The following is a 22,648-nucleotide window of genomic DNA, read 5'->3' on the forward strand; positions in this document are numbered from 1 at the left end:
CATAGCTGTGGACGAAATTGATCTAGTGCGCAAACCGCTTCCGATCAGGGTTTCGCCACTACGGTGTCGCGCAAAAAACGGATGGAGCCCTTCGTCATGAGAGCCACGAAAGAAATAGCCCACCTCCTGCAGATCATGAAGCGCCTTCGCGACCCGGTAACCGGTTGTCCCTGGGACATAGAGCAGAATTTCCAGTCCATCACGCCCTATACGATCGAGGAAGCCTACGAGGTAGCTGATGCGATCGAACGCGGCGATATGGTGGACCTGAAAGACGAACTCGGAGATTTGCTGCTCCAGGTCGTCTATCACGCACAGATGGCGTCCGAAGACGGGCAATTCGGTTTTGGCGACGTGGTGGAGGCCGTTTCGCGAAAGATGATTCGTCGCCACCCTCACGTCTTCGGCGACACAGGTCCAAGGCCTGTCGATGAGGTCAACAGGATGTGGGATGTAATCAAGGCCGAAGAGCGTGCTGAGAAACGCGAGGCCAAGCTGGCCGCCGGCCTTCCAGCAGAAGCAAGAAACGGCCCCTTGGGAGAAGTGCCGAGTGCCCTGCCCGCCTTGTCACGCGCCGAAAAATTGCAAAAACGTGCCGCGACATTCGGCTTCGATTGGCCGGATGCCCAGCAGGTTCTGGACAAGATCGAGGAAGAGATCAGCGAACTCCGCATCGCGATCGAAGGCAGAAACAATGCGGAGAAAAAAGATGAATTGGGTGACGTGCTCTTCGCGGTGGCAAATTTGGCGAGGCATCTGAAGATCGACCCGGAAGATGCGTTGCGCGGAACGAACCGGAAATTCGTTCGTAGGCTCGAAGGGGTCGAACTGAAGATGCAGCAGGCGGGACGTTCTCTGAACGACGCAAGCCTTGAGGAGATGGAATCGGCCTGGACGCAGATCAAGAACGAAGAAAAGAAGGACCGAAATTTCTCAGACCAATGACCTACCCAGGCGTCGTTGAAGGGTCGCCATGGCGTCGGCCGTCATCTTGAGGTCGAGCGAGACGCTGCCATCCTCTTCGTCGACCCGGCGCACCACCTCTCCGTTGGAATAGATCCAATCGAGATGCCGCAATTCGTCCGGAGCTAGACGTAAGGCCACGTCGCGAACGGCGCCGGCAAGCCGCTTTTCGATCGCCTTCAGAAGATCGTCGATTCCCCTGCCCTCTCTGGCAGAAATGGCGACGATTTCAGAACTTTCAGCCTGCTCCTCACGCTGGCGGCGCGTCTCGTCCGGCAAGAGATCCATCTTGTTCCAGACTTCGAGAACCCTCTGCGGATCGTCGGTCTGGACGCCTAGATCGGACAGGATCGCATCCACATCTTCAGCCTGTGCGGCAGCGTCCGGATCGGACATATCGCGCAGATGGATGATGAGATCAGCCTCCACTACCTCTTCCAGGGTCGCACGAAATGCGGCGACCAAATGCGTCGGCAATTCGGAAATGAAGCCCACAGTGTCTGAAAAAATTGCATCGGTACCATGCGGGAGCTTCAGCCGGCGCAGTGTGGGATCGAGAGTCGCGAAAAGCATGTCCTCAGCGAGCACCCCTGCCCCGGTCAGCGCATTGAAAAGCGTAGACTTTCCGGCATTGGTATACCCCACTATCGACACGATGGGATAAGGGACCTTGCGGCGCTTGGCACGGTGCAGTTCGCGTGTTCTGCGAACCTGTTCCAGCTCTTTTTTCAGCCGGGCGATCTTTTCCCGCAAGATGCGGCGGTCCGCCTCGATCTGCGTTTCGCCGGGACCACCCAGAAAGCCGGCGCCGCCGCGCTGGCGTTCAAGGTGCGTCCAGGAACGGACCAGCCGCCCTCGCTGATACTCCAGATGCGCCAGTTCGACCTGGAGCGTTCCCTCCTTCGTCCGGGCGCGTTCACCGAAAATTTCGAGAATGAGCCCGGTGCGGTCGAGAACCTTGGCTTTCAGTTCGCGCTCGAGATTGCGCTGTTGAACCGGCGTCAACGGATGATCGATCACAACGACCTCGACGTCCGCTTCGACGACGTTTGCGGCAAGTTCTTCGATCTTGCCGCTGCCGAGCAGCGTGCCGGGACGCGGCTTGCTGACCATGACGATCTCACTCTGATGCACATCGAGGCCGATGGCGCGCGCGAGCCCGATCGTCTCTTCCTGACGGGCCGCCGGCTGACGGGCATTGGCCGTTTCGGCGCCCTCGGTCGGTCGCTGCTTGGGATTTGTGAGAACCGGTGTGATCGTTATTGCGCGCGTCGGCGACTGGTCATTGACGATCTGGAAGGCGACAGGTCCTTTCCGGGCGCCTTCTTCCGCTTTTTCTGAGTCAGAGTCGGTCAATCAGTCTTCATCCACTTCCCCAGTGAAGAGCTGCACGGGCTGACTGGGCATGATCGTGGAAATGGCGTGCTTGTAGACCAGTTGGGAGTGGCCATCCCGCCGCAAGAAGACGCAGAAATTGTCGAAAGACGTGACAACCCCGGTGAGCTTCACGCCATTGACCAGAAAGATTGTCAGGGATGTTTTGTTTTTACGGACGGTATTGAGAAATACGTCCTGAAGATTTTGCGACCGATCAGACATTTTTTTCACTGTAATCCTACACGTGCCCCCTCGATGACGCCGTCGATAATGGCGTTTCTCCATTCGGACAACAGATTATTTCCGACTGCTCGCGGTTATCAAACTGCCACCGGTTCCGCAACTATGGCACATGATGGTGTGCAACGAAGCAGGGGCCGGAAAACCGCGGAGCGAGGCCTCTTCGCGCGCCTCTCATCCGAAAGAATGACGAACCGGGATCAGAAGAATTCAAGACTGACACGAAACACTTGCTCGACCTCCCGAACGGACTCCTGCATCGAAAGGATGACAACGCGATCGGAGGGCTTGATCTTGGTATTGCCTGTCGGGCGAATGACCTGATTGTCCCGGAAAATCGCACCGATCCGCGCCCCCACGGGCAGGTTGGCCTCCCGAAGCGGAGTGCCGACCAGCGGCGACGTCTCAAGAGCTTCGGCCTCGATGATCTCGGCAGCCCCCTTTTGAACGGAATGAACCGCTCGGATACGCCCACGGCGAACATGCTGCAAAACACGGCTGATCGTAACGGATCGCGGATTGACGAAAGCGTCGATCCCCAGCAGGCGCGAAAACTCGTGATAGGATGGGTTGTTCATCAAAACGAGATTGGAGCCACACCCGACACGTTTCGCCATGACGCCCGAGAGAATATTCACCTGGTCGTCATTGGTCAGCGCTACGAAGAGGTCTGCGTCGGCCACATCGGCTTCAACCAGCAGGTTCTGATCGAGCGCGCTTCCGTGCAGAACGACCGTTCTCTTCAATTGGTCTGCGATCATGGCGGCGCGATCGCGGTCTGATTCCATGATCTTCACACGCGCGCCGGTGCCACGCGTCTCGATGGCCTTGGCGACATAAAGGCCGATATTCCCACCACCGCCAATAACGATCCGCCTTGCGGCGGGTTCTTCATGGCCAAACAGCGCCAGCGTGCGTTTGACCTGGGTCGTATCAGCGACCACATAGGCCGTATCGCCTGCATACATCTGGTCGGAGGAATGGGGTATGAAGAGCCGTTCGCCGCGCTGGATACCCACCACGGTGCTGCGAAGATCAGGAAACAGGTCCGAGAGCTGGCTCAGCGGCGTATTCACCACCGGGCATTCCTCGGCGCACTCGATCGCCACCATGACGACCTTGTCATTTGCAAAGCGGACCACATCGGTTGCGCCAGGGATGGCAATACGGCGAAGCACCATCTCGCCGACTTCCTGTTCCGGCGAGATGATCACGTCGATCGGCATGTGATCGCGCGAAAATAGGTCCTGATAGGCGCCCTGCCGGTAAGACTGCGACCTGACGCGAGCAATTTTGGTCGGTACGTCGAAAAGCGAGTGAGCCACCTGGCAGGCGACCATATTCACCTCGTCGTGCAGCGTGACGGCGATCATCATATCCGCATCGGCGGCGCCGGCCTGCTCAAGAATATCCGGATGCGAGCCGTGTCCGACGACGCCACGGGCATCGAGTGTGTCGCGGACCTGGCGTACCAGATCCATCGCCGTGTCGATCACCGTGACATCGTGTTCTTCCGCGGAGAGGCGTTCGGCGATGCCATAACCGACGCGGCCAGCGCCGCAAATAATGATACGCATGAAAGAAAGTCGCCTTTAAACGCCCAGGGATTTCAACTTGCGGTGCAGGGCCGAACGCTCCATGCCGATAAACTCTGCGGTCCGCGAAATATTTCCGCCAAAACGGTTGATCTGGGCAGCCAGATAATCGCGCTCGAACATTTCACGGGCCTCGCGAAGCGGCAAGGTCATGATATGCGTTTCCGACGACGTCGGCGTGCTTGGCAGCATTTCGCCGATCTCGGAAGGTAGCATTTCGGCGCTGACGACGTCCTGCCCATCCGTCCCTCGCGCAAGGATCATCAGGCGTTCGATGTTATTGCGCAGTTGCCGTACATTGCCCGGCCAGTCGTGACTTTGCAGTACAGCCATAGCGTCATCGCCGATGCGGCGGGGTTTGATGCCGGTCTGCCGTGCGATCTGGCCCATGAAATACTCAGCCAGATAGGGAATGTCCTCGCGGCGCTTGGCCAGTGAGGGGACCTGCACCGGCACCACAGCCAGCCGGTGATAGAGATCTTCCCGAAACAGCCCTTCCGCGATCATCGCCTCAAGGTTCTGCGAGGTGGAGGAAATGATACGGACATCGACCTTAACGCGCCGGGTGCCACCCACGCGCTCGAACTGCTGATGTGTCAGCACGGAAAGGATCTTGTTCTGGGTCTCGCGCGGCATATCGGCAATCTCGTCGATATAGAGCGTACCCCGATGGGCCTCTTCGAGCGCGCCGACCTTGCGCTCACCACCATTGCTCTCGGTGCCGAAAAGTTCGATCTCCATCCTTTCCGGTGTCATCGCACCCGCATTGATGGTGACAAACGGGCCCCTTGCCCGGCCCGAAGCGGCGTGGACTGCGCGCGCCGTCTTTTCCTTACCGGCGCCAGAGGGGCCGATGATCATGACGCGGCTATTGGTTGGCGCGACGCGTTCGATGGTCGCCCGCAAGGCGTTCATAGCCGATGATTGACCGATCAGTTCCACGCTCTCACCGGAGCGCTTTTGAAGTTGATCGACTTCGCTCCGTAACTTGGAGGCTTCCAGGGCGCGCTCCGCGATCAGAAGCAGCCGGTCGGCCTTGAAGGGTTTCTCGATGAAATCATAAGCACCGCGCCTGATCGCTGAAACGGCGGTCTCGATATTGCCGTGACCGGAAATCATCACCACCGGCAGGTTGGGGTGCAATTTCTTGATTTCGTCCAGCAAAGCCAGGCCGTCGAGTTTCGAGCCCTGCAGCCATATGTCCAGAAAGACCAGCCTGGGGACGCGGTCATTCACGGCAGCAAGCGCGCTTTCGCTGTCATGCGCCTGACGGGCTTCGTAGCCCTCGTCTTCCAGTATGCCGGCGACGAGTCCGCGAATATCCTGTTCATCGTCAACTACGAGAATATCAGCTTTCATTGTCTACCTCGGCATCTCTTCCGCCGGCGAGCTGTTCGGTTTCGCTCGTCGGCAACTGTATTACGATCATGGCCCCCCGACCGTCATGAAACCTTTGGGGAGCGTCGTGCAGACCGAGCCTCCCGGAATGTTCTTCGACAATCTTTCTCACGATAGCCAAACCCAGCCCCGTCCCCTTTTTTCGGGTCGTCATGTAGGGCTCCAGCAATTTCTGGCGATCAGCGCTTGGCAGGCCGCACCCATTATCGAGAACGCGAACCTCGATCGTTTCGCCGCGAAGCTCTGCCTCGACCCGAATCGCACCCTCGAGATCAGGCATCGTCTCGCGTGCAGTATCGATCGCTTCGGCGGCATTCTTGATGAGATTACCGAAGACTTGGCCCAGAAGACGGCGATCGAACGTGCCGATCAGAGAAGTTTCGCCGAGCGCCAGTTCGAATTCTATTTCATCGCGGCTCACTTCGACCAGAAATGAGGCCTCGCGGAGGACCTCTCTCAGATCGGCGGCCTCCATCTGTGGCTTCGGCATACGGGCGAATGCCGAGAACTCATCGACCATGCGCTTGATGTCGTCGACCTGCCGGATGATCGTCTCCGTGCATTGATCGAAGACCTCCCGATCTTCCGTGAGCTTCCGGCCATAGCGGCGCTGAATCCGCTCCGTAGAGAGCTGGATCGGCGTGAGCGGGTTCTTGATTTCATGCGCGATTCTTCGCGCGACATCGGCCCAGGCCGTGGACCGCTGGGCCTGCACCAGATCGGAAATATCGTCGACCGTGACGACCCAGGAGTGTCCCCTGTCCTCGCCCGCTTCCTCCATGGTGATCTGAACGTTGTAGGTGCGCTCCGTCCCTTGGCGGATGAAGGTCACGGTGTCACGAAAGACAGGCCGACCGGATCGGCGGGCGATTTCGAAAACACGACCGATACGGGGAAGAATATGAGAAAGATTCTGGCCGATAATGTCCTCGCCCAGTGAAAGGTTCTGCCGGGCGGCCCTGTTGGCGACGGTGACGTCGCCATCTTCGTCGATACCGATCACGCCTGCCGTCACACCAGCAAGAACAGCTTCAGAAAAGCGGCGGCGCTCGTCGACCTGATAGTTGGCTTCCAGAAGGTCGTTTCTTTGACTGTCGAGGCGGTGGACCATCTCGTTGAAGGTCTGGCCCAGATTGGCCATGTCCCCGTCCTCCGGGCGAACCGGGACGGTAATTCGAAGATTCCCGGCCTTCACCTCGTCCGCGGCGCCGATGAGCTGGCGGATCGGCCGCACCAGCCTGTCTGCAACCGCGATACCGGTCCAGATCGCGGAAAGAATGACCACGAGGGTGACGCCGAGATAAAGAAGGCCGAAGGCAATCTGCGATGTCGCGCGGTTGGCCTCAAGCGTACGGTATTCGCCGACATTGGCGCCGACGATCTGTCGGGCGCGAATGACCTGCGGATCGACCAGCCGAACCGTGAAAAGATAGAGGCCTTCCAGTTCGCGCAGCTTGATGATCGCGCCAACGATGTTGCGCAGACGGGGCTCGATCATGACCGGCATGCCGTCGGCGGCCCGGTCTACGGCCTCTTGCGGTGGAATTGGCATGGCGAAATTCGCCGTCGTCTCGGCCTGCATGACAAAAGCGCCAGTCGAATCGATCAATGCCGCATGCGCCAGCGCCCTGCCCTGGGCCTGCCGCGTCATCAGGGAACGGAAACCGGTCTTGTCCAGAATGAAGCTCGTCCGGTTGTCATCAAGCGACTCCGCCATGGCGAGGGTCGTGCCCTGAAGGTTGGCAGCGTTCTCCCGCACATAGGCATCGGCGATGGCAAGCGAGGAATTGACGATGGTTCGGGTTCGTATCTCGAACCAGCGGTCCAGCCCGATATTGAGCGTCACCGAGGCAAACACCGCAATCATGATCGCCGGCAGCGCTGCGACCAGTGCAAACAGTGCGACGAGACGGACATGCAGTCTTGCGGCCGCCCTGCCCCGTCGCCTTGCGGCTATGATTCGGATCAGTTCGCGGGCGATCAACCAGACGAGAAGGCCGACCAGCACCAGATTGATCACGATCAGAACAATCGTTGTATTGCGATCGGGATCGATCGGCGTCAGACCGGTCAGGATCGTGAAGCTCGTGAGCGCCACGATGAGCGTAAGGATGATGAGAGCTGCGCCTCGGCGCACGCTTACGCGCCGCCGGTCGCTCCAGCGCTCTCCCGAATCCTGCGCATAGTTCGACTCGACCAGCGTCATCCTCACCTCATATTCCGTGCCCATTGTGCAACAGCTGTGGCCAATGAGCAACGGATGCTCCGGCTCGCACTAAGGTTGTCGCGTGTCGGAAATGCGGCGAAACTCAGCTGGATTGGCGATTAGTACGATAGACGTTGACGCCGAGCTCACGGATTTTCTTGCGAAGCGTATTCCGGTTGAGACCGAGAAGCTCCGCCGCGCGGATCTGGTTCCCTCTCGTCGCCGTCATAGCCACCAGAATGAGCGGATACTCAACCTCGTGAAGGATGCGCTGATAAAGGCCAGCAGGCGGCAGGTCGTCCCCGAATTCCTCGAAATAGCGGTGCAGATACTGCTCGACCGCCATACCGAGATCGACGTTCTCGCTCATCTCCTGCGTGGCCGTCGCAGGGTTTTCCTGCTGCATCGGCGCCAGTTCCGATTCGATGATCTCGATCCCGATCGTATCCTGTGGATAGAGCGCAGCAAGACGCCGGACCAGATTCTCCAGCTCTCGCACATTGCCGGGCCAAGGATAACGCTTGAGCCGGTTCATCGCATCGGCGCTGATGCGCTTTTCGCTCAAACCCTGCTGACCGGCCTGCCGGAAGAAGTGGCGGATAAGATCCGGCACGTCTTCAGCCCGTTCGCGCAGCGGCGGCAAGCGCATCGGCACGACATTGAGACGGTAGAAAAGATCTTCGCGAAACAAGCCTTGAGCGATCGCCTGGCGAAGATCCTTATTAGTGGCAGCGACGATCCGTACATCTGTCTTGAGAGGGGTTCGCCCGCCGACGGTGGTATATTCGCCCTGCTGCAGGACCCGGAGCAGCCTTGTCTGAGCTTCCATCGGCATATCGCCGATCTCGTCCAGAAACAAAGTGCCGCCGTCGGCCTGCTCGAACCGGCCCGATGCCTTGCTGTGCGCGCCGGTAAATGAGCCTTTCTCATGACCGAACAGTTCCGACTCGATCAGTTCGCGTGGAATGGCGGCCATATTGACCGCGACAAAGGGGCCGTTGCGCCTGCGGCCATATTCATGAAGCGCTCGCGCGACCAACTCCTTGCCGGTGCCGGACTCACCGGTAATCATCACGGTCAAATCCGTCTGCATCATCCGTGCGAGCATGCGGTAAATATCCTGCATGGCGGCACTGCGGCCGACCAGCGGCATGTTTTCGGATGTCTCTTCAATGTTCTGCTCCGCCGGCTTTTTGGGCTCGGACAGGGCGCGCCTGACAATGTTCAGCATCTCCGTCAGGTCGAAGGGCTTCGGCAGATAATCGTATGCGCCCTTCTCCGAGGCGCGGATCGCCGTCATGAACGTGTTCTGCGCACTCATCACCAGGACCGGCAGGTCAGGACGGGCATTTCGGATGCGAGGCAGAAGGTCGAAGGCGTTTTCATCCGGCATCACCACGTCGGTGATGGCGAGATCCCCCTCTCCGGCTGAAATCCAGCGCCAAAGCGTCGCGGCATTCGATGTGACGCGCACATCATAGCCGGCGCGGCCGAGCGCCTGATTGAGCACCGTGCGGATCGCTGCATCGTCATCGGCGACAAGAATCGTATGCGTCATTGTGTGGTCTCCGCCTTTGTCTCTCCGGACAGAGGCTTGTCTTCTTTCCAGGCCGGCATCAGAACGCGAAACGTGGTGCCATTGCTGGAACTGTCGCATTCCACCACCCCGCCATGCTCGCCGACCAGCTTTGCGACGAGCGCAAGGCCGAGCCCGGAGCCGTTGATCTTGGAGGTAATGAAGGGATCGAAAATATAGGGGAACATGTCATCGGGCACCCCTGGACCATTGTCGTGAACGCAGAACTCCATGGGGAGTGAAACCTTCTCCTTGCTGCCGGGGACTGAAAGACGAATGCCCGGCCGGAACGCCGTGGTCAGGGTGATCCTTCCGTCCTTCCCCTTGCTGGAAACGGCCTCGGCCGCGTTCTTGATGAGGTTGAGGAAAATCTGAACCAGCTGATCCCGGTTCGCGAAAACCGGCGGCAGCGACGGGTCGTAGGAATCCTCGAAGCGGATCGTCTTGGCAAAGCCGTTCTTGGCAATGGCCCTGACGTGGTCGAGAACGACGTGGATATTGACAGGCGTCTTCTCCACGGGTCTCTCGTCGGAAAAAATCTCCATGCGATCGACGAGGCCGACGATTCTGTCGGTCTCGTCCATGATCAACCGCGTCAGGGACCGATCGTCCTCTTCGACGGAGGTTTCGAGAAGCTGCGCCGCACCGCGGATACCCGACAGCGGATTCTTGATTTCATGGGCCAGCATCGCCGCAAGTCCCGTCACCGATCTCGCTGCGCCCCGATGCGTCATCTGTCGTTCGATCTTGTCGGCCATCGAGCGCTCCTGGAAGACCACGAGAACCGTTTCTGGACGGTCCGGGACCGGACCGACATAAAGATCGACAAGGCGGTCGGCCCCGATCCGCGGCGACGAGATATCGACCCTGTATTCCGTGACGGGCGCGCCGTGTTGGCGCACCTGCTCGACCAGCGCTATCATCGGACTGTCAAAAGGCACGAAATCCGCCAGCTTCATGCGTTTCAGCACCGACGCACTGCTGCGGAAAAGGGCTTCGGCATCGGCATTCGCATAGGCGATCGAGCCATCGGCGTCGATCAGTGCGATCGGCTGCTGAATGGCATTGAGCAGACTTTCCGCAAGCGATGGATCAGCGACCTCCTTTTTCCGGGTCATGCTGCTTCTTCCATTGGAGTGGATGCGAAAGCCTCAGCCAGTCGCGCAAGGGTCTCTTCGGGCTCTTGAGCGGTCAGGATGGATTGTCGAAGGGCTGCGTCGGTGTGCGGCCGCAGACGATCGAGATACCATCCCAAATGTTTGCGCGCGTGGCGGCGACCGCGCTGGCTGCCATATTCGATCAGCATGTCTTCGTAGTGCTCGGCTATATAGTCGAAAAGAATGCTTGGCCCTGGCGCAAGGCCATTTTCGAGGAGATGGGCCGCCAGATAGGGCTGGCCGTAATGGGCGCGACCGATCATCACCGCATCGGCACCGGTTCTGTGGAGCATCCGCAAGGCTTCGCAACGGCTGGTCACATCGCCATTGGCGACGAAGGCAATCTCCGGAACGGCTTGTCGTACCCCAGCGATGGCGTCGATATCCGCGCGACCAGCATAGCGCTGCTCCCGGGTCCGACCGTGAACTGTAATCATGGAGACACCCGCATCTGCAAAACGCCGCGCCAACGCTGCCGCGTTCAGCTGGTCGTGATTCCAGCCGAGCCGCATCTTCACGCTGACCTGCGCGGTTCCGGCCGAAAACCGCACATGCTCGACGATCCGGAGCGCGCGGTCAGGTTCGGTCATCAGGGCAGCACCGCACGCGCCACCCGTCACCTTCTTGGCAGGGCATCCCATGTTGATATCGATGATCTGAATGCCTTCATCGGCCAGCCGCCGCGCCGCAATGCCCATTGTTTCGGCATCACGTCCAACCAGTTGCACAGCGCGAAGAGCTGAGCCCTGCCCCTTGATCCTGCGAAGCGACTCGGCACGGTCCCGCTGCAACTCGCCGCTTGCCACCATTTCAGCAGGAGCCAGACCAATCCCGGCGCTAATGGCCCGACGCCGGAAAGGCAGATCAGTGACCCCGCTCATCGGGGCCAAAAGAATGCGATTGGGTATCGTCAGTCCGCCCACCGAAAATGGGGAATCGAGACGGATATCTGAAGGGCGCGTACCTGCCGCCATTGACCAAGGACCTCTATCTTCTGCCTAAACCCTAACCACACCCAATATGTGCATCAAGAGTAGGCAGTGGTAGATTTTACTTTCCTTCCCCCCTGCCGTGGGCCTACACCCCCAAAGCCGTTCACGCAAAGAGGAAAACCGTGCCGAACGAGAGGGAAGTCACGATTGGAGTGCTCATCGTCGGCGCGGGCCGGGGAGAACGCGCAGGGGGCGCGACAAAGGGGCCGAAACAATATCGCTTGCTCGGTGGGGAACCTATTCTAAGACACACCGCAAGAGCCTTTCTCGACCACCCGGCGGTTTCGCAGGTCTTCATTGCGATTCACCCAGATGACCAGACGCTCGCCGAGAATGCGATGGCCTCGCTGCAGGACGAGATGGTTCGACTGGTCCATGGCGACAGGACGCGGCAACTCTCGGTGCTCGCCGGCCTCAGGAGTATGGCAGGCGCCGGACTCGACTATGTGATGATCCACGACGCGGCCCGCCCCCTTCTGACGAAGGACACAATCGATGCCATCGTGGACGTCCTAAGCCCCGATGAGGGCATCATTACCGGTCAGCCCATGACGGACACGATCAAACGGGTCGACACGACTGCGATTGTTGTCGATACGCTCGACCGGACCAAGCTTTTCCGGGCGCAGACACCTCAAACCTTCGCTTTTTCTAAAATCCTGGCCGCGCACGAGGCAGCCTATGCGCAGGGAACGGAAAACGCGACCGACGACGCTGCAATTGCTGAAATGGCCGGCATACCGGTGCGTATCGTCGAGGGTCGCTCAGCCAATCCGAAGATGACCTTCCAGGAGGATATCGATTTGGCCGAAAAGACGTTTTCATCCTTTCCGGATGTCCGGACGGGCAATGGCTACGACGTTCACCGTTTCGAGGATGGCGAAGCCGTCACCCTGTGCGGCGTCGCTATACCCTATCATCGGAAACTGTCGGGTCACTCCGATGCGGATGTCGGCCTCCACGCTCTGACCGATGCCCTTCTGGCGACGATCGGCGCTGGTGATATCGGCACTCATTTTCCGCCATCCGATCCGCAGTGGCGCGGTGCGCCATCGTCCATATTCATTCGGCGCGCGGTCGAACTGGTGCGCGAAAAAGGTGGCCGCATCGCCAATCTCGATGTGACGCTGATTGCAGAAGAGCCGAAAATCGGTCCGCACCGGCCCGCTATGACGGATCTCCTGGCACGGCTTGTCGAGATCGATCCACACCGTATCTCCATCAAGGCGACAACCAATGAGAAGATGGGGTTTGTCGGCCGTGAAGAGGGCATTGCGGCGATCGCGACGGCAAGCGTCGTCTATCCGGGAGAACTGGTTTGACTGATGAAAAGACGAAGGAACTGGTCGGCGAAATCCTGAACTGCGCCCAGAAGCGACGGCTCATGATCGGCACGGCGGAAAGCTGTACCGGCGGTCTGGTGGCGGCAACACTGACCTCGGTCCCCGGTTCTTCGACGGTCGTGGACCGTGCATTCATCACATATTCGAACGCCGCCAAAATGGATATGCTTGGCGTTGATCCCCTGACGCTGAGGCGCTGCGGGGCGGTCTCGGGCGAGACGGCCCGCGAAATGGCTTATGGCGCGAAACGACGGTCGGCAGCGCGACTTGTGGTCTCGACCACCGGGATTGCCGGCCCTGATGGCGGTACCGAAGAAAAGCCGGTCGGCCTGGTCTGTTTTGGTCTTGCCGCGCCAGGCGGCATCATTCGAAGCGAACAATGCGTGTTCGATGACGAGGGCCGAGAGGCGATCCGCGAAGCGGCTGTCCGCCACGCACTCAACATGCTGCTCAGTGCGCTTGAAGCGAGATAGAAGCGGGACGTCCCCCGTTAGACAACGGAATGTGTGATTAAACGTCAGCTTTCCTGTTCAAGCCGTAGAGCTTGTCGGCGCGACGCTCGAACGCTTCGGCAAAAGCGCGAAAGGCCCGATCGAACATGGTGCCCATGACCGCGCCGAGGATTCGGTTTCGGAATTCGTAGTCGATATGGAAATGGACGGCGCTCCGCCCCTCGCCGCGCTCTTCGAAGCGCCACTGATTATCCAGATAGCGGAAGGGTCCATCGACATAGGCGACATTGATGGTCTTTTCTTCGGGATTGAGCAGCACCTTGCTCGTGAAAGTCTCGCGGATGGCCTTGTAGCCGACCGTCATGTCGGCCAGCAGCAGGGTTTTTCTCTCCCGCTCCTTGCTGGAACGGATCCGCAGCGCCTCGCACATCGGCAAGAATTGCGGATAGGACTCCACGTCGGCGACAAGTGCAAACATCTCGTCGGCACTATGGTCGACGACCCGGGTTGTTTTGAAACTTGGCATAGTGCCTGCGGTCCTCAGGCCAGTTGAAGAGCCGCGTCACGCGCCGCTCTCGCCGCCTGCAATTTCGCAAAATCTTCGTCGGCATGATGGGAGGAGCGCGTCAGGGGACTCGCGGAGACCATTAGAAACCCTTTGGACCGCGCAGTCGTCTCGAGGCTCTTGAACTCATCGGGCGGAACAAAGCGAATGACAGGGTGATGTCGCCGCGTCGGTGCAAGATACTGGCCGATCGTGATAAAATCCACATCGGCAGTCCGCAGGTCGTCCATCAATTGCAGAATTTCGTTTCGCTCCTCACCCAGTCCGACCATGATGCCGCTCTTGGTAAACATCGTCGGATCGAGTTCCTTGACCCTTTGCAGCAGGCGAATGGAATGGAAGTAGCGGGCCCCTGGGCGAACAGTAAGATAGTTCGACGGGACCGTTTCGAGATTGTGGTTGAAGACATCGGGCTTGGCTGCGACGACTGTCTCAAGTGCGCCGTCCTTCCGCAGAAAGTCGGGCGTCAGAACCTCAACCGTAGTTTCCGGCGACCGCAACCGGATAGCCGCGATCGTATCGGCAATATGCTGAGCACCACCATCCGGCAGATCGTCGCGGTCGACCGAGGTAATCACCACGTGTTTCAAGCCCATCTGGGCAACGGCCTCGGCAACATTCGCCGGCTCGGCAGGATCGAGCGGCAACGGTCTGCCGGTCGTCACATTGCAAAACGCGCAGGCACGCGTGCAGATTTCGCCCATAACCATGAAACTGGCGTGTTTTTTCTGCCAGCATTCACCAATATTGGGGCATCCCGCTTCTTCGCATACCGTCACGAGATTGTTGTCGCGAACGATCGACTTCGTCTCGTTGTAACCCTTGGAGACCGGAGCCTTCACCCGGATCCAGGCGGGTTTTTTCTGCACCTCGTTTTCGGGCCGCTTCGCCTTTTCGGGATGGCGTGGGCGCTCAGCGCGAGTGTCGAGAACTGTGACCATGAACGATAACGTCTCCAATGCGGGGCAACCTTGTCGCCTTGTCCTCTCCACATAGCAAGAGCCGGGCGGATTTTGAATGTCCCGCCCGGCCCTTATCAGATCAGCTATGCAGTTTTGTTACCGCCGGAAAAGCCTCACGATGAAAATCAGCAGGCATGCGCCGACGAAGCCGGTCAGAAGGTATTCCCAGGAGAAGGAAGCGCCAGCGCCGCTGCCAAGACCCGAAACCTGCAGGATGAAGCTGAGTACGATAGCGCCGACGACACCGAGAATGATGTTCATCAGGATGCCCATGTCGCTCTTCATGACCTTCTCGGCCAACCAGCCTGCGAGGCCACCCACGATAATCGCTGCTAGAAAACCCATAAAAATTTCTCCTTGAAATTGGTTTGAGGCATTAGAGAATTCGTGCCTTGTTAATGCCCGATTTCGAGAATTGTTCCTAAGAGCGATGACTTACGCTTACGAATTCAACACTCGCCCATAGGCATCCAGCACGCTTTCCTTCATCATTTCGGAAAGGGTCGGATGGGGGAAGACGGTGTGCATCAGCTCCTCTTCGGTGGTTTCGAGGCCCATGGCCACCACAAAACCCTGGATGAGTTCGGTCACTTCCGCGCCCACCATATGCGCCCCGAGAAGCTGCCCCGTCTTCTTGTCGAAGATCGTCTTGATGAGCCCCTCATCCTCGCCGAGCGCGATGGCCTTGCCGTTCGCCGCGAAGGGGAAGCGTCCAACGCGAATTTCGTGCCCGACTTCCTTCGCCTTCGCTTCAGTCAGGCCCACGGAGGCAACCTGCGGATGGCAGTAGGTACAGCCCGGAATTTTTGATTTATCAAGGCCGTGGACGCCTTCGACGCCGGCAATCGTCTCGACGCAGATCACGCCTTCATGCTCGGCCTTGTGTGCCAGCATCGGCGGTCCGGCGACATCGCCAATGGCATAGACTCCTTCGACATTCGTCCTGCCGTAGCCATCCACCACGATCGAACCGCGGTCGATTTTCACGCCCAGATCTTCCAGACCGAGGTTCTCGCTGTTGCTTTGAACGCCCACAGCCGAAATGAGGTGCTCTACCTCCATCGTCTCCGACTTGCCCCCCTCGCCTTCCAGGGTAGCTTTTACGCCGCTCTTCGATTTTTCGACTTTGCTGACCTTTGTCTTCAGGCGGAATTTGATGCCCTGCTTTTCCAACTGCTTCTGCGCAATCTTGGAGATTTCGGCATCTTCCACAGGCATGATGCGGTCAACCACTTCGACCACCGTCACATCGCAGCCCATTGCATTGTAAAAGCTGGCGAACTCGACGCCGATGGCGCCCGAGCCCATGACCAGCATGCTCTTCGGCAGCGCTTTCGGCACCATCGCCTCGAAATAGGTCCAGATGCGCTCACCGTCCGGCTCGATGCCAGGCAGAACGCGCGGCCGCGCGCCCGTCGCAATGATGATGTGTTTCGCCGAATACTCACCCTCAGCTTTCACGCCTTTGGGCGACACCGGCTGCGGCTCCATCGGTTTTTTCTGAGGCTTGTCGACCTTGATCTTGCCCTTTCCGGTGAGCTTTGCTTCGCCCCAGATAACGTCGATCTTGTTCTTCTTCATGAGCATGCCGACGCCATTATTGAGGCGTTTGGAAACGGCGCGCGACCTGTCGACCACGGCGTTCACATCCGGCTTGACAGAGCCTTCCAGCGTGAGGCCGTAATCCTTGATATGGCTGGCATAATGCATGATCTCGGCGCTGCGGAGCAACGCCTTCGTCGGGATGCAGCCCCAGTTGAGGCAGATGCCGCCAAGGTGCTCCCGCTCCACGATCGCCGTCTTCAGTCCGAGCTGCGATGCACGGATCGCCGTTACATAGCCACCCGGCCCGGATCCAATAACAATCACATCGTAATCGGCCATAGGAGTGCTCCTCAACTCGTGCGTTTTTTAAAGATATCGCCGACAACCAGCGCCAGTGCCCTGCCGAGGGCGGCGGTGTTCTCGGCATCAAGATGAATGCCATCATGGGGGTCTGTCTTCGCAATGGCCCCGGCATCGAAGAAGTAACAGTCTCTTTCCAGCGCCAGATCTTCGTAGCGTCTGGCGAAGCTCTTGGAATCCTCGATCGCATCGGCAAAGGTGTCGCCGTAATCGGGATCATCCGGTTTCTGAATGGCAGGTGGCGCGATAATCATGATTGCAGGCTCTCTGGCGTCATCGACGGCTGACCACGCATGATGTCGCACCTGCTCCACAAGCCGGCCCATACCCATTGCAGCCCCACGCGCACCGGCCCCGGTAAAGGGCTTCAGGTCGTTCGTACCAAGAAACAGGATCACCAGATCGAGCGGCGCATGGCTATGTAGAAGCGTCGGCAGGATGCGCGCGCCATTACGATCGCAATCCGCCAGATGATCATCATAACCGGTGGTCCGTCCGTTCAGACCTTCGGCAATGACGTGAAAGCCCCCGCCTAGCTCCGACTGAAGCACATTGGGCCATCGTTTCTCGAACGGGTGGCGCGTTCGGGTGGGGCCGTCGAAGCCCCAGGTCAGCGAATCGCCGAATGCGAGTATCGTTTTCATGAGGCCTGCTTGCTCGCGGCGCGCATGGCATACCACTCACCGGATGTCTTGGTGCCGCCAAAGGAATGATAGCTCTGGCGAGCCACCGTTTCGAAACCGCAGCGCCGGTACAGAGAAAGGGCCGGATTGTCGTCTTCGACGCCCAAACCGATGCTGTCGAAGTCGGCGTCCAGCGCGCGTCGCCGCGCGCCTTCAATCAGCTTTTTACCAATCCCCTGCCCGCGAAAATCCCGATAAACCGCGAGCATGTTGATATACCAGCACGGGGCCAGATCATTTTCCAACAACAGCAATGAGGCTATGACCGCCCCGCAGCCGGCAATATCCTCATCGCTGTTGCGGTCGGTCAGTGGGTAATCGAGGATCATCCCAGCCACTTCATCGCCCACGATCGCGACCTGCATCTTCCGCCAGCTCATCGCATGATCGTCGGAGCGGACGCGATCACGCCCCACTTCGACGACGGACGAGAAGCCTTCCTTTTCGACCGCGCCGCGCCAAAACCACTGCGGCAGACCGTGACCGGCCATATCCGCAAGGATCGCGAGATCGGCAGCGTCCTCTCGACGCGCTGGACGGAACGTGACCGTCATGGTCACACCAGCATGCTCATCGGGTTTTCGACGAGACCGTGGAAGGCGTCGAGCAGTTCTGCGCCGAGCGCTCCGTCGACCGCACGGTGATCGACCGACAAAGTCACAGTCATCACAGTCGCGATTGCGATCGCGTCATCCTTGACGATCGGACGTTTCTCACCCGCTCCGATGGCCAGAATGGTGCCATGCGGCGGATTGATCACTGCCGAGAAATGCTTGATCCCGAACATGCCGAGGTTGGACACCGCCGTCGTACCGCCCTGATATTCTTCCGGCTTGAGTTTGCGGTCGCGTGCGCGCCTGGCGAGATCCTTCATCTCGTTGGAAATCGTCGAGAGCGTCTTCTGCTCTGCCTTGCGGATGATCGGAGTGATCAACCCGCCCGGAATCGCGACGGCAACACCGACATCGGCATGCTTGTGCTTGACCATGGCCTCTTCGGTCCAGGAAGCGTTGGCATCCGGAACGGCCTGCAGTGCCATGGCCATGGCCTTGATGATCATGTCGTTGACCGACAGCTTGTAGGCGGGCTTCTCACCTTCTTCGGCCTTGATCATCGGCGCCGCCTTGTTGATCTGGCTGCGCAGTTTGAGCAACGCATCGATATTGACGTCACGCGTCAGATAGAAATGCGGGACGGTCTGCTTGGCCTGAACAAGGCGCTTTGCGATCGTCTTGCGCATGCCATCATGCTTGACCAGCTCGTAAGAGCCTTCTTCGAAGAGCTTGAGCACGGCATCGTCTGCCATCGGCGCCGCGGAGGCAGAGCTTTGAGCGCTCTTCGGCGTATCGGCGGCCTTTGTCGTCTCGGCCGGTTTCGACTTCTCGACATCCGCCATGACGATACGTCCGTGCGGGCCGGTGCCGGTCACGGCCGACAGGTCGATGCCCTTCTGTTGGGCGACGCGCCGTGCCAGTGGCGTGGAAAAGATCCGTTCGCCATCTTTCTTCGGCGCAGGTCCCGCCTTGATGGAATCCGCCACGGCCGTCTTGGCACCATCGGTCTTGTTCGAAGAGGCTTCCGGTTGCGGCCTGCCATGGCCTGCCCCGCCATCGCTGGAGCTTTCAGAAACCTTGGCGTCGTCGCGTGCGGCAGCCTTGTCTGGATCGGGCAGGTCCTTTTCGGGCTCGGCCTTTTCGCTCTTGCCGCTACCGCCCTTCACATCGGCCGGGTCTTCGCCTTCCTCCGCGAGGAGCGCGATCACGGCATTGACCTTCACGCCTTCCGTGCCGGCTTCGACCAGAATTTCAGCGATCGTTCCCTCATCGACCGCTTCGACTTCCATCGTCGCCTTGTCGGTTTCGATCTCGGCAATCACGTCGCCGGGTTCGACCTTGTCGCCAACCTTGACCTGCCAGCTGGCCAGATTGCCCTCTTCCATCGTCGGGGAGAGCGCGGGCATTGTAATTTCGATAGCCATGGCGTCAGTCCTTATACGTCACGGCCTTAACGGCCTCGATCACTTCGCCGACATTGGGAAGTGCTAGTTTTTCCAGATTGGCGGCATAGGGCATCGGAACGTCCTTGCCGGCGATGGTGACGACCGGCGCATCCAGATAATCGAATGCGCGCCGCTGCACCTGGTTCGCGATGAAGTCCCCGACGGAACTCTGTGGGAAGCCCTCTTCCACAGTGACCAGCCGGTTTGTCTTCTTGACGCTCTCGATCACCGTCTCGAGGTCCATCGGGCGAATGGTCCGAAGGTCGATGACTTCGGCTTCGATACCCATGCCGGCGAGTTCGTCGGCGGCCTTGATGGCGTACGTCATTCCGATGCCGAAACTGACCAGCGTGACATCATCACCGGAGCGATGGATGCGCGCCTTGCCGATCGGCAGAACGAAATCCTCCATCTTCGGCACTTCGAAACTCTGGCCGTAGAGGATTTCGTTCTCAAGAAAGATGACCGGGTTCGGATCGCGGATGGCGGCCTTGAGAAGGCCCTTTGCATCGGCCGCACTATAGGGCTGGATCACTTTCAGACCGGGCACATGCGAATACCACGCGGCATAATCCTGGCTGTGCTGCGCGGCCACGCGGGCGGCGGCGCCGTTCGGCCCGCGAAAAACGATGGGAGAGCCCATCTGCCCGCCTGCCATATAGCGCGTCTTCGCAGCCGAATTGACGATCTGGTCGATCGCCTGCATCGCGAAGTTGAAGGTCATGAATTCCACGATCGGTCGCAGGCCGGCCATCGCGGCGCCCACACCGACACCGGCGAAACCATGTTCGGTGATCGGCGTATCGACCACGCGCTTGGAGCCGAATTCGTCGAGCAGTCCCTGCGTGACCTTGTAGGCACCCTGATACTCGGCCACTTCTTCGCCCATCACGAAGACACGGTCATCGTTGCGCATCTCTTCGGCCATGGCGTCGCGCAGAGCTTCGCGAACCGTGGTCTCCTGCATTTCCGTCCCTTCCGGAACTTCACGAAGCTGTGAGGGATCGGGTTTGCGGGGCTGGGGATGGACTTTCCCCTCGGCCGGCACGCGCCTCGCCTCGATATCGCTGACCGGATTGCCCTCGGAAGCTTTGCCCTCACCACCCGCGCCATCGGCTGTGCGAGCGGAATGGGGATCGGCATCACCTGATCCGGCGTCAGCGGCCTCTTCGGTGTCATCGGCCTGTGTCGACCCGGAACCGGAAGCGGCGCTATCCAGAGCGCTTTCGTCTTCGCCCTCTTCCAGAAGAATGGCGATGGGAGAATTGACCTTTACGTTTTCGGTCCCTTCATCGACGAGGATCTTGCCGAGAGTCCCCTCATCGGCAGCCTCCACTTCCATCGTGGCCTTGTCTGTTTCGATTTCGGCGATCACCTCGCCGGGTTCGATCTTGTCACCTACGGATTTGAGCCACTTGGCAAGGGTACCTTCCTCCATTGTCGGAGAGAGGGCGGGCATGGTCACTTCAATGGTCATCGGCGTTCCTCCCCTGCCACGGATATAGTTCCGGTTTTCGGCAGGACTGGCTGAAATGGCTTAACGGAATGATGGGATTGCAGCACGGAGCAGCGGGCCATTATGCGGCCTCGCTCCCATCTTCGGCATAGATGTCCGTCCATAGTTCGGAAGGATCCGGCTCCGAGTCGTTCTGGGCAAATTCTGCCGCATCGTTGACGATACCGCGGATTTCCTTGTCGATGGCTTTCACATCTTCCTCTGCCATGCCGTGATCTTCGACAAGCCGCGTCTTGACCCGCTCGATGGGGTCGTGTTCGCGGTCCTTCATCTTGTCGACCTCGTCCTTCGAGCGATATTTGGCCGGATCGCTCATCGAATGGCCGCGATAGCGATAGGTCTTCATCTCCAGAATGATCGGACCGTTGCCTTCGCGGACGAACGCCGCGGCCTCTTCCGCAGCCGCCTTCACCGCACGAACATCCATCCCGTCGACTTCCATCCCTGGAATACGGAAGGAAACGCCACGTTGGTTAAAGTGGGTTTCGGCCGAAGAGCGTGTCACCGACGTGCCCATCGCATACTGGTTGTTCTCGATAATGTAGATAACCGGCAGGTCCCAGAGCGAGGCCATGTTGAACGACTCGTAGACCTGTCCCTGGTTGGCCGCGCCGTCTCCGAAATAGGTGCAGCACAGATTGCCGTTTTCCCGATACCGGTTGGCAAAGGCGATCCCGGTGCCTAGCGAAACCTGCGCTCCGACGATGCCGTGACCGCCGTAGAAATGCTTGTCGCGGCTGAACATGTGCATCGAGCCGCCTTTGCCCTTGGAGTAGCCGCCCTGCCGACCCGTGAGTTCGGCCATGACGCCCTTCGGGTCCATACCCGTCGCGAGCATATGGCCGTGGTCACGATAGGCCGTGATGACCTGATCGCCCTCGTTGAGAACCATCTGGACACCGGTCACGACCGCTTCCTGCCCGATATAGAGGTGACAGAACCCGCCGATCAGGCCGCGACCGTAAAGCTGGCCGGCCTTTTCCTCGAACCGCCGTATAAGGAGCATGTCGCGATAGGCTTGCTTGTCCTCCTCGATACCGAACTTCATGGGCTCTGGTGGTGTTCGGACGAGGTCGGAGTTTTTGTCGATCTCTGCCGCACTCTTCGCACTGCTACGCGACGATGAGCGCCGAGCCGTGCCGGATTTGCCGGAGGGTTTCTTGTTTGCCGTTTCGCGACTGGATACCATGGACTCTCCCTTCGTCGGCGCATTACACGCCGAACCCTTTGCGGTTGCCGGTTACATAGACGAAACCGTCCACTCCTCCCATTCGGCCACCGAATATGAGCTATGCTGTCGTTTTTTTGGAATGTGGCAAGGGGTCAGGGACGGATTATCAGTTCATTCGGTCCGATAACGCCAAGTTGACGCCGCGCCATCTCGTCCAGCATGTCACGTGAGATCGTCCCATCCTGTAGCTGAACGGTGCGCTTTTCCAGCTCACTGTGGCGGTGCGTAAGGACTGCGAGTTCCTCGCGCAGGTCCGCCAACCGCGCTTCGTGGCGGGCATTGGCCTCGGTGCCGTAATTGCCCTGAACGGTATGATGAGAAAAATAGGCAAGGCAAAGCCCTGTCAGAACGGGCAGGATCAGCCCCTTCCAGCGCTTCTGTTTATATTGCCGGGTCCACATCTCCGGCTCCTGCCTCTTATGGATCATTAGACAACCAAGCGCGATTCGCACTTAATTTGAAGTTACCGCGCATGAAAAAGCCGGCCA

21 protein-coding genes are annotated in these 22,648 nt (G+C 59.1%); 3 read left to right on the forward strand and 18 right to left on the reverse strand.

Annotated features, from left to right (window positions below):
* Window positions 1–96: 96 nt before the first annotated feature.
* Window positions 97–945, forward strand: a complete 849-nt coding sequence (mazG, locus tag D8780_RS06275; protein ID WP_121646411.1) for a nucleoside triphosphate pyrophosphohydrolase — start codon at window positions 97–99, stop codon at window positions 943–945.
* Here the strand turns inward: mazG and hflX are convergent.
* The 8 genes from hflX to D8780_RS06315 form a co-directional block, all read right to left on the reverse strand.
* Window positions 934–2,319 (reverse strand): GTPase HflX, encoded by a 1,386-nt coding sequence (gene hflX, locus D8780_RS06280; RefSeq protein WP_425373622.1) that lies wholly within the window; start codon window positions 2,317–2,319, stop codon window positions 934–936. The genes mazG and hflX overlap by 12 nt on opposite strands.
* Complete coding sequence (hfq, locus tag D8780_RS06285) at window positions 2,320–2,562, reverse strand: RNA chaperone Hfq (RefSeq protein WP_121644833.1); 243 nt, start codon at window positions 2,560–2,562, stop codon at window positions 2,320–2,322.
* Between the two features lie 218 nt (window positions 2,563–2,780).
* Entirely contained in the window at window positions 2,781–4,157 is a 1,377-nt protein-coding gene (gene trkA / locus D8780_RS06290) for a Trk system potassium transporter TrkA (RefSeq protein ID WP_121644834.1), read from the reverse strand.
* Between the two features lie 15 nt (window positions 4,158–4,172).
* Window positions 4,173–5,534, reverse strand: coding sequence for a nitrogen assimilation response regulator NtrX (ntrX, locus tag D8780_RS06295; RefSeq protein ID WP_121644835.1), 1,362 nt, complete (start codon window positions 5,532–5,534; stop codon window positions 4,173–4,175).
* The gene (locus D8780_RS06300; RefSeq protein WP_121646413.1) at window positions 5,524–7,779 is read right to left on the reverse strand and encodes a sensor histidine kinase NtrY-like; all 2,256 of its coding nucleotides are present in this window, start codon (window positions 7,777–7,779) and stop codon (window positions 5,524–5,526) included. The genes ntrX and D8780_RS06300 overlap by 11 nt, the downstream gene beginning before the upstream one ends.
* 103 nt (window positions 7,780–7,882) lie before the next feature.
* Complete coding sequence (gene ntrC, locus D8780_RS06305) at window positions 7,883–9,337, reverse strand: nitrogen regulation protein NR(I) (protein WP_121644836.1); 1,455 nt, start codon at window positions 9,335–9,337, stop codon at window positions 7,883–7,885.
* Window positions 9,334–10,473, reverse strand: coding sequence for a two-component system sensor histidine kinase NtrB (locus D8780_RS06310; RefSeq protein WP_121644837.1), 1,140 nt, complete (start codon window positions 10,471–10,473; stop codon window positions 9,334–9,336). The genes ntrC and D8780_RS06310 overlap by 4 nt, the downstream gene beginning before the upstream one ends.
* A complete protein-coding gene (locus D8780_RS06315) occupies window positions 10,470–11,486 on the reverse strand; it encodes a tRNA dihydrouridine synthase (protein ID WP_121644838.1) in 1,017 nt (338 codons plus the stop codon). The genes D8780_RS06310 and D8780_RS06315 overlap by 4 nt, the downstream gene beginning before the upstream one ends.
* Before the next feature lie 140 nt (window positions 11,487–11,626).
* Here D8780_RS06315 and D8780_RS06320 point away from each other — a divergent pair, with 140 nt between their 5' ends.
* Together D8780_RS06320 and D8780_RS06325 are read left to right on the forward strand one after the other, a co-directional pair.
* Window positions 11,627–12,826, forward strand: a complete 1,200-nt coding sequence (locus tag D8780_RS06320) for a bifunctional 2-C-methyl-D-erythritol 4-phosphate cytidylyltransferase/2-C-methyl-D-erythritol 2,4-cyclodiphosphate synthase (RefSeq protein WP_121644839.1) — start codon at window positions 11,627–11,629, stop codon at window positions 12,824–12,826.
* Complete coding sequence (locus D8780_RS06325) at window positions 12,823–13,320, forward strand: CinA family protein (protein WP_281004562.1); 498 nt, start codon at window positions 12,823–12,825, stop codon at window positions 13,318–13,320. Before D8780_RS06320 ends, D8780_RS06325 begins: the two co-directional genes overlap by 4 nt.
* Window positions 13,321–13,357: 37 nt before the next feature.
* Here D8780_RS06325 and D8780_RS06330 read toward each other — a convergent pair whose 3' ends face one another.
* The 10 genes from D8780_RS06330 to D8780_RS06375 form a co-directional block, all read right to left on the reverse strand.
* Complete coding sequence (locus D8780_RS06330; RefSeq protein ID WP_121644840.1) at window positions 13,358–13,825, reverse strand: type II toxin-antitoxin system RatA family toxin; 468 nt, start codon at window positions 13,823–13,825, stop codon at window positions 13,358–13,360.
* Window positions 13,826–13,839: 14 nt separating this feature from the next.
* The gene (gene lipA / locus D8780_RS06335; protein WP_121644841.1) at window positions 13,840–14,805 is read right to left on the reverse strand and encodes a lipoyl synthase; all 966 of its coding nucleotides are present in this window, start codon (window positions 14,803–14,805) and stop codon (window positions 13,840–13,842) included.
* A 117-nt stretch (window positions 14,806–14,922) separates the two neighbouring features.
* The gene (locus D8780_RS06340) at window positions 14,923–15,171 is read right to left on the reverse strand and encodes a GlsB/YeaQ/YmgE family stress response membrane protein (RefSeq protein ID WP_121644842.1); all 249 of its coding nucleotides are present in this window, start codon (window positions 15,169–15,171) and stop codon (window positions 14,923–14,925) included.
* 96 nt (window positions 15,172–15,267) lie between these two features.
* Window positions 15,268–16,710 carry a dihydrolipoyl dehydrogenase gene (gene lpdA, locus D8780_RS06345; RefSeq protein WP_121644843.1) on the reverse strand — a complete coding sequence of 481 codons (1,443 nt, stop codon included), beginning with the start codon at window positions 16,708–16,710 and terminating at the stop codon, window positions 15,268–15,270.
* Between the two features lie 11 nt (window positions 16,711–16,721).
* Complete coding sequence (locus D8780_RS06350) at window positions 16,722–17,375, reverse strand: SGNH/GDSL hydrolase family protein (protein ID WP_121644844.1); 654 nt, start codon at window positions 17,373–17,375, stop codon at window positions 16,722–16,724.
* A complete protein-coding gene (locus D8780_RS06355) occupies window positions 17,372–17,968 on the reverse strand; it encodes a GNAT family N-acetyltransferase (protein ID WP_121644845.1) in 597 nt (198 codons plus the stop codon). Before D8780_RS06355 ends, D8780_RS06350 begins: the two co-directional genes overlap by 4 nt.
* A 2-nt stretch (window positions 17,969–17,970) precedes the next feature.
* A complete protein-coding gene (locus D8780_RS06360; RefSeq protein ID WP_121644846.1) occupies window positions 17,971–19,392 on the reverse strand; it encodes a pyruvate dehydrogenase complex dihydrolipoamide acetyltransferase in 1,422 nt (473 codons plus the stop codon).
* Window positions 19,393–19,396: 4 nt separating this feature from the next.
* Window positions 19,397–20,890: a pyruvate dehydrogenase complex E1 component subunit beta gene (locus tag D8780_RS06365; RefSeq protein ID WP_121644847.1), complete on the reverse strand. Its 1,494-nt coding sequence runs from the start codon at window positions 20,888–20,890 to the stop codon at window positions 19,397–19,399.
* Between the two features lie 100 nt (window positions 20,891–20,990).
* On the reverse strand, window positions 20,991–21,977 hold the full coding sequence (gene pdhA, locus D8780_RS06370; RefSeq protein ID WP_425373645.1) for a pyruvate dehydrogenase (acetyl-transferring) E1 component subunit alpha: 987 nt from the start codon (window positions 21,975–21,977) through the stop codon (window positions 20,991–20,993).
* Between the two features lie 275 nt (window positions 21,978–22,252).
* The gene (locus tag D8780_RS06375) at window positions 22,253–22,561 is read right to left on the reverse strand and encodes an FtsB family cell division protein (protein ID WP_158598453.1); all 309 of its coding nucleotides are present in this window, start codon (window positions 22,559–22,561) and stop codon (window positions 22,253–22,255) included.
* Window positions 22,562–22,648 lie beyond the last annotated feature (87 nt).

This window comes from Notoacmeibacter ruber (assembly GCF_003668555.1).
Taxonomy (GTDB): Bacteria; Pseudomonadota; Alphaproteobacteria; order Rhizobiales; family Rhizobiaceae; genus Notoacmeibacter; species Notoacmeibacter ruber.

Coding starts and splice junctions, on each gene's coding strand:
- mazG (WP_121646411.1), top strand. CDS start 97: ATGAGAGCCACGAAAGAAATAGCCCACCTCCTGCAGATCATGAAGCGC.
- hfq (WP_121644833.1), bottom strand. CDS start 2,562: ATGTCTGATCGGTCGCAAAATCTTCAGGACGTATTTCTCAATACCGTC.
- trkA (WP_121644834.1), bottom strand. CDS start 4,157: ATGCGTATCATTATTTGCGGCGCTGGCCGCGTCGGTTATGGCATCGCC.
- ntrX (WP_121644835.1), bottom strand. CDS start 5,534: ATGAAAGCTGATATTCTCGTAGTTGACGATGAACAGGATATTCGCGGA.
- D8780_RS06300 (WP_121646413.1), bottom strand. CDS start 7,779: ATGACGCTGGTCGAGTCGAACTATGCGCAGGATTCGGGAGAGCGCTGG.
- ntrC (WP_121644836.1), bottom strand. CDS start 9,337: ATGACGCATACGATTCTTGTCGCCGATGACGATGCAGCGATCCGCACG.
- D8780_RS06310 (WP_121644837.1), bottom strand. CDS start 10,473: ATGACCCGGAAAAAGGAGGTCGCTGATCCATCGCTTGCGGAAAGTCTG.
- D8780_RS06315 (WP_121644838.1), bottom strand. CDS start 11,486: ATGGCGGCAGGTACGCGCCCTTCAGATATCCGTCTCGATTCCCCATTT.
- D8780_RS06330 (WP_121644840.1), bottom strand. CDS start 13,825: ATGCCAAGTTTCAAAACAACCCGGGTCGTCGACCATAGTGCCGACGAG.
- lipA (WP_121644841.1), bottom strand. CDS start 14,805: ATGGTCACAGTTCTCGACACTCGCGCTGAGCGCCCACGCCATCCCGAA.
- D8780_RS06340 (WP_121644842.1), bottom strand. CDS start 15,171: ATGGGTTTTCTAGCAGCGATTATCGTGGGTGGCCTCGCAGGCTGGTTG.
- lpdA (WP_121644843.1), bottom strand. CDS start 16,710: ATGGCCGATTACGATGTGATTGTTATTGGATCCGGGCCGGGTGGCTAT.
- D8780_RS06350 (WP_121644844.1), bottom strand. CDS start 17,375: ATGAAAACGATACTCGCATTCGGCGATTCGCTGACCTGGGGCTTCGAC.
- D8780_RS06355 (WP_121644845.1), bottom strand. CDS start 17,968: ATGACGGTCACGTTCCGTCCAGCGCGTCGAGAGGACGCTGCCGATCTC.
- D8780_RS06360 (WP_121644846.1), bottom strand. CDS start 19,392: ATGGCTATCGAAATTACAATGCCCGCGCTCTCCCCGACGATGGAAGAG.
- D8780_RS06365 (WP_121644847.1), bottom strand. CDS start 20,890: ATGACCATTGAAGTGACCATGCCCGCCCTCTCTCCGACAATGGAGGAA.
- pdhA (WP_425373645.1), bottom strand. CDS start 21,977: ATGAAGTTCGGTATCGAGGAGGACAAGCAAGCCTATCGCGACATGCTC.
- D8780_RS06375 (WP_158598453.1), bottom strand. CDS start 22,561: ATGTGGACCCGGCAATATAAACAGAAGCGCTGGAAGGGGCTGATCCTG.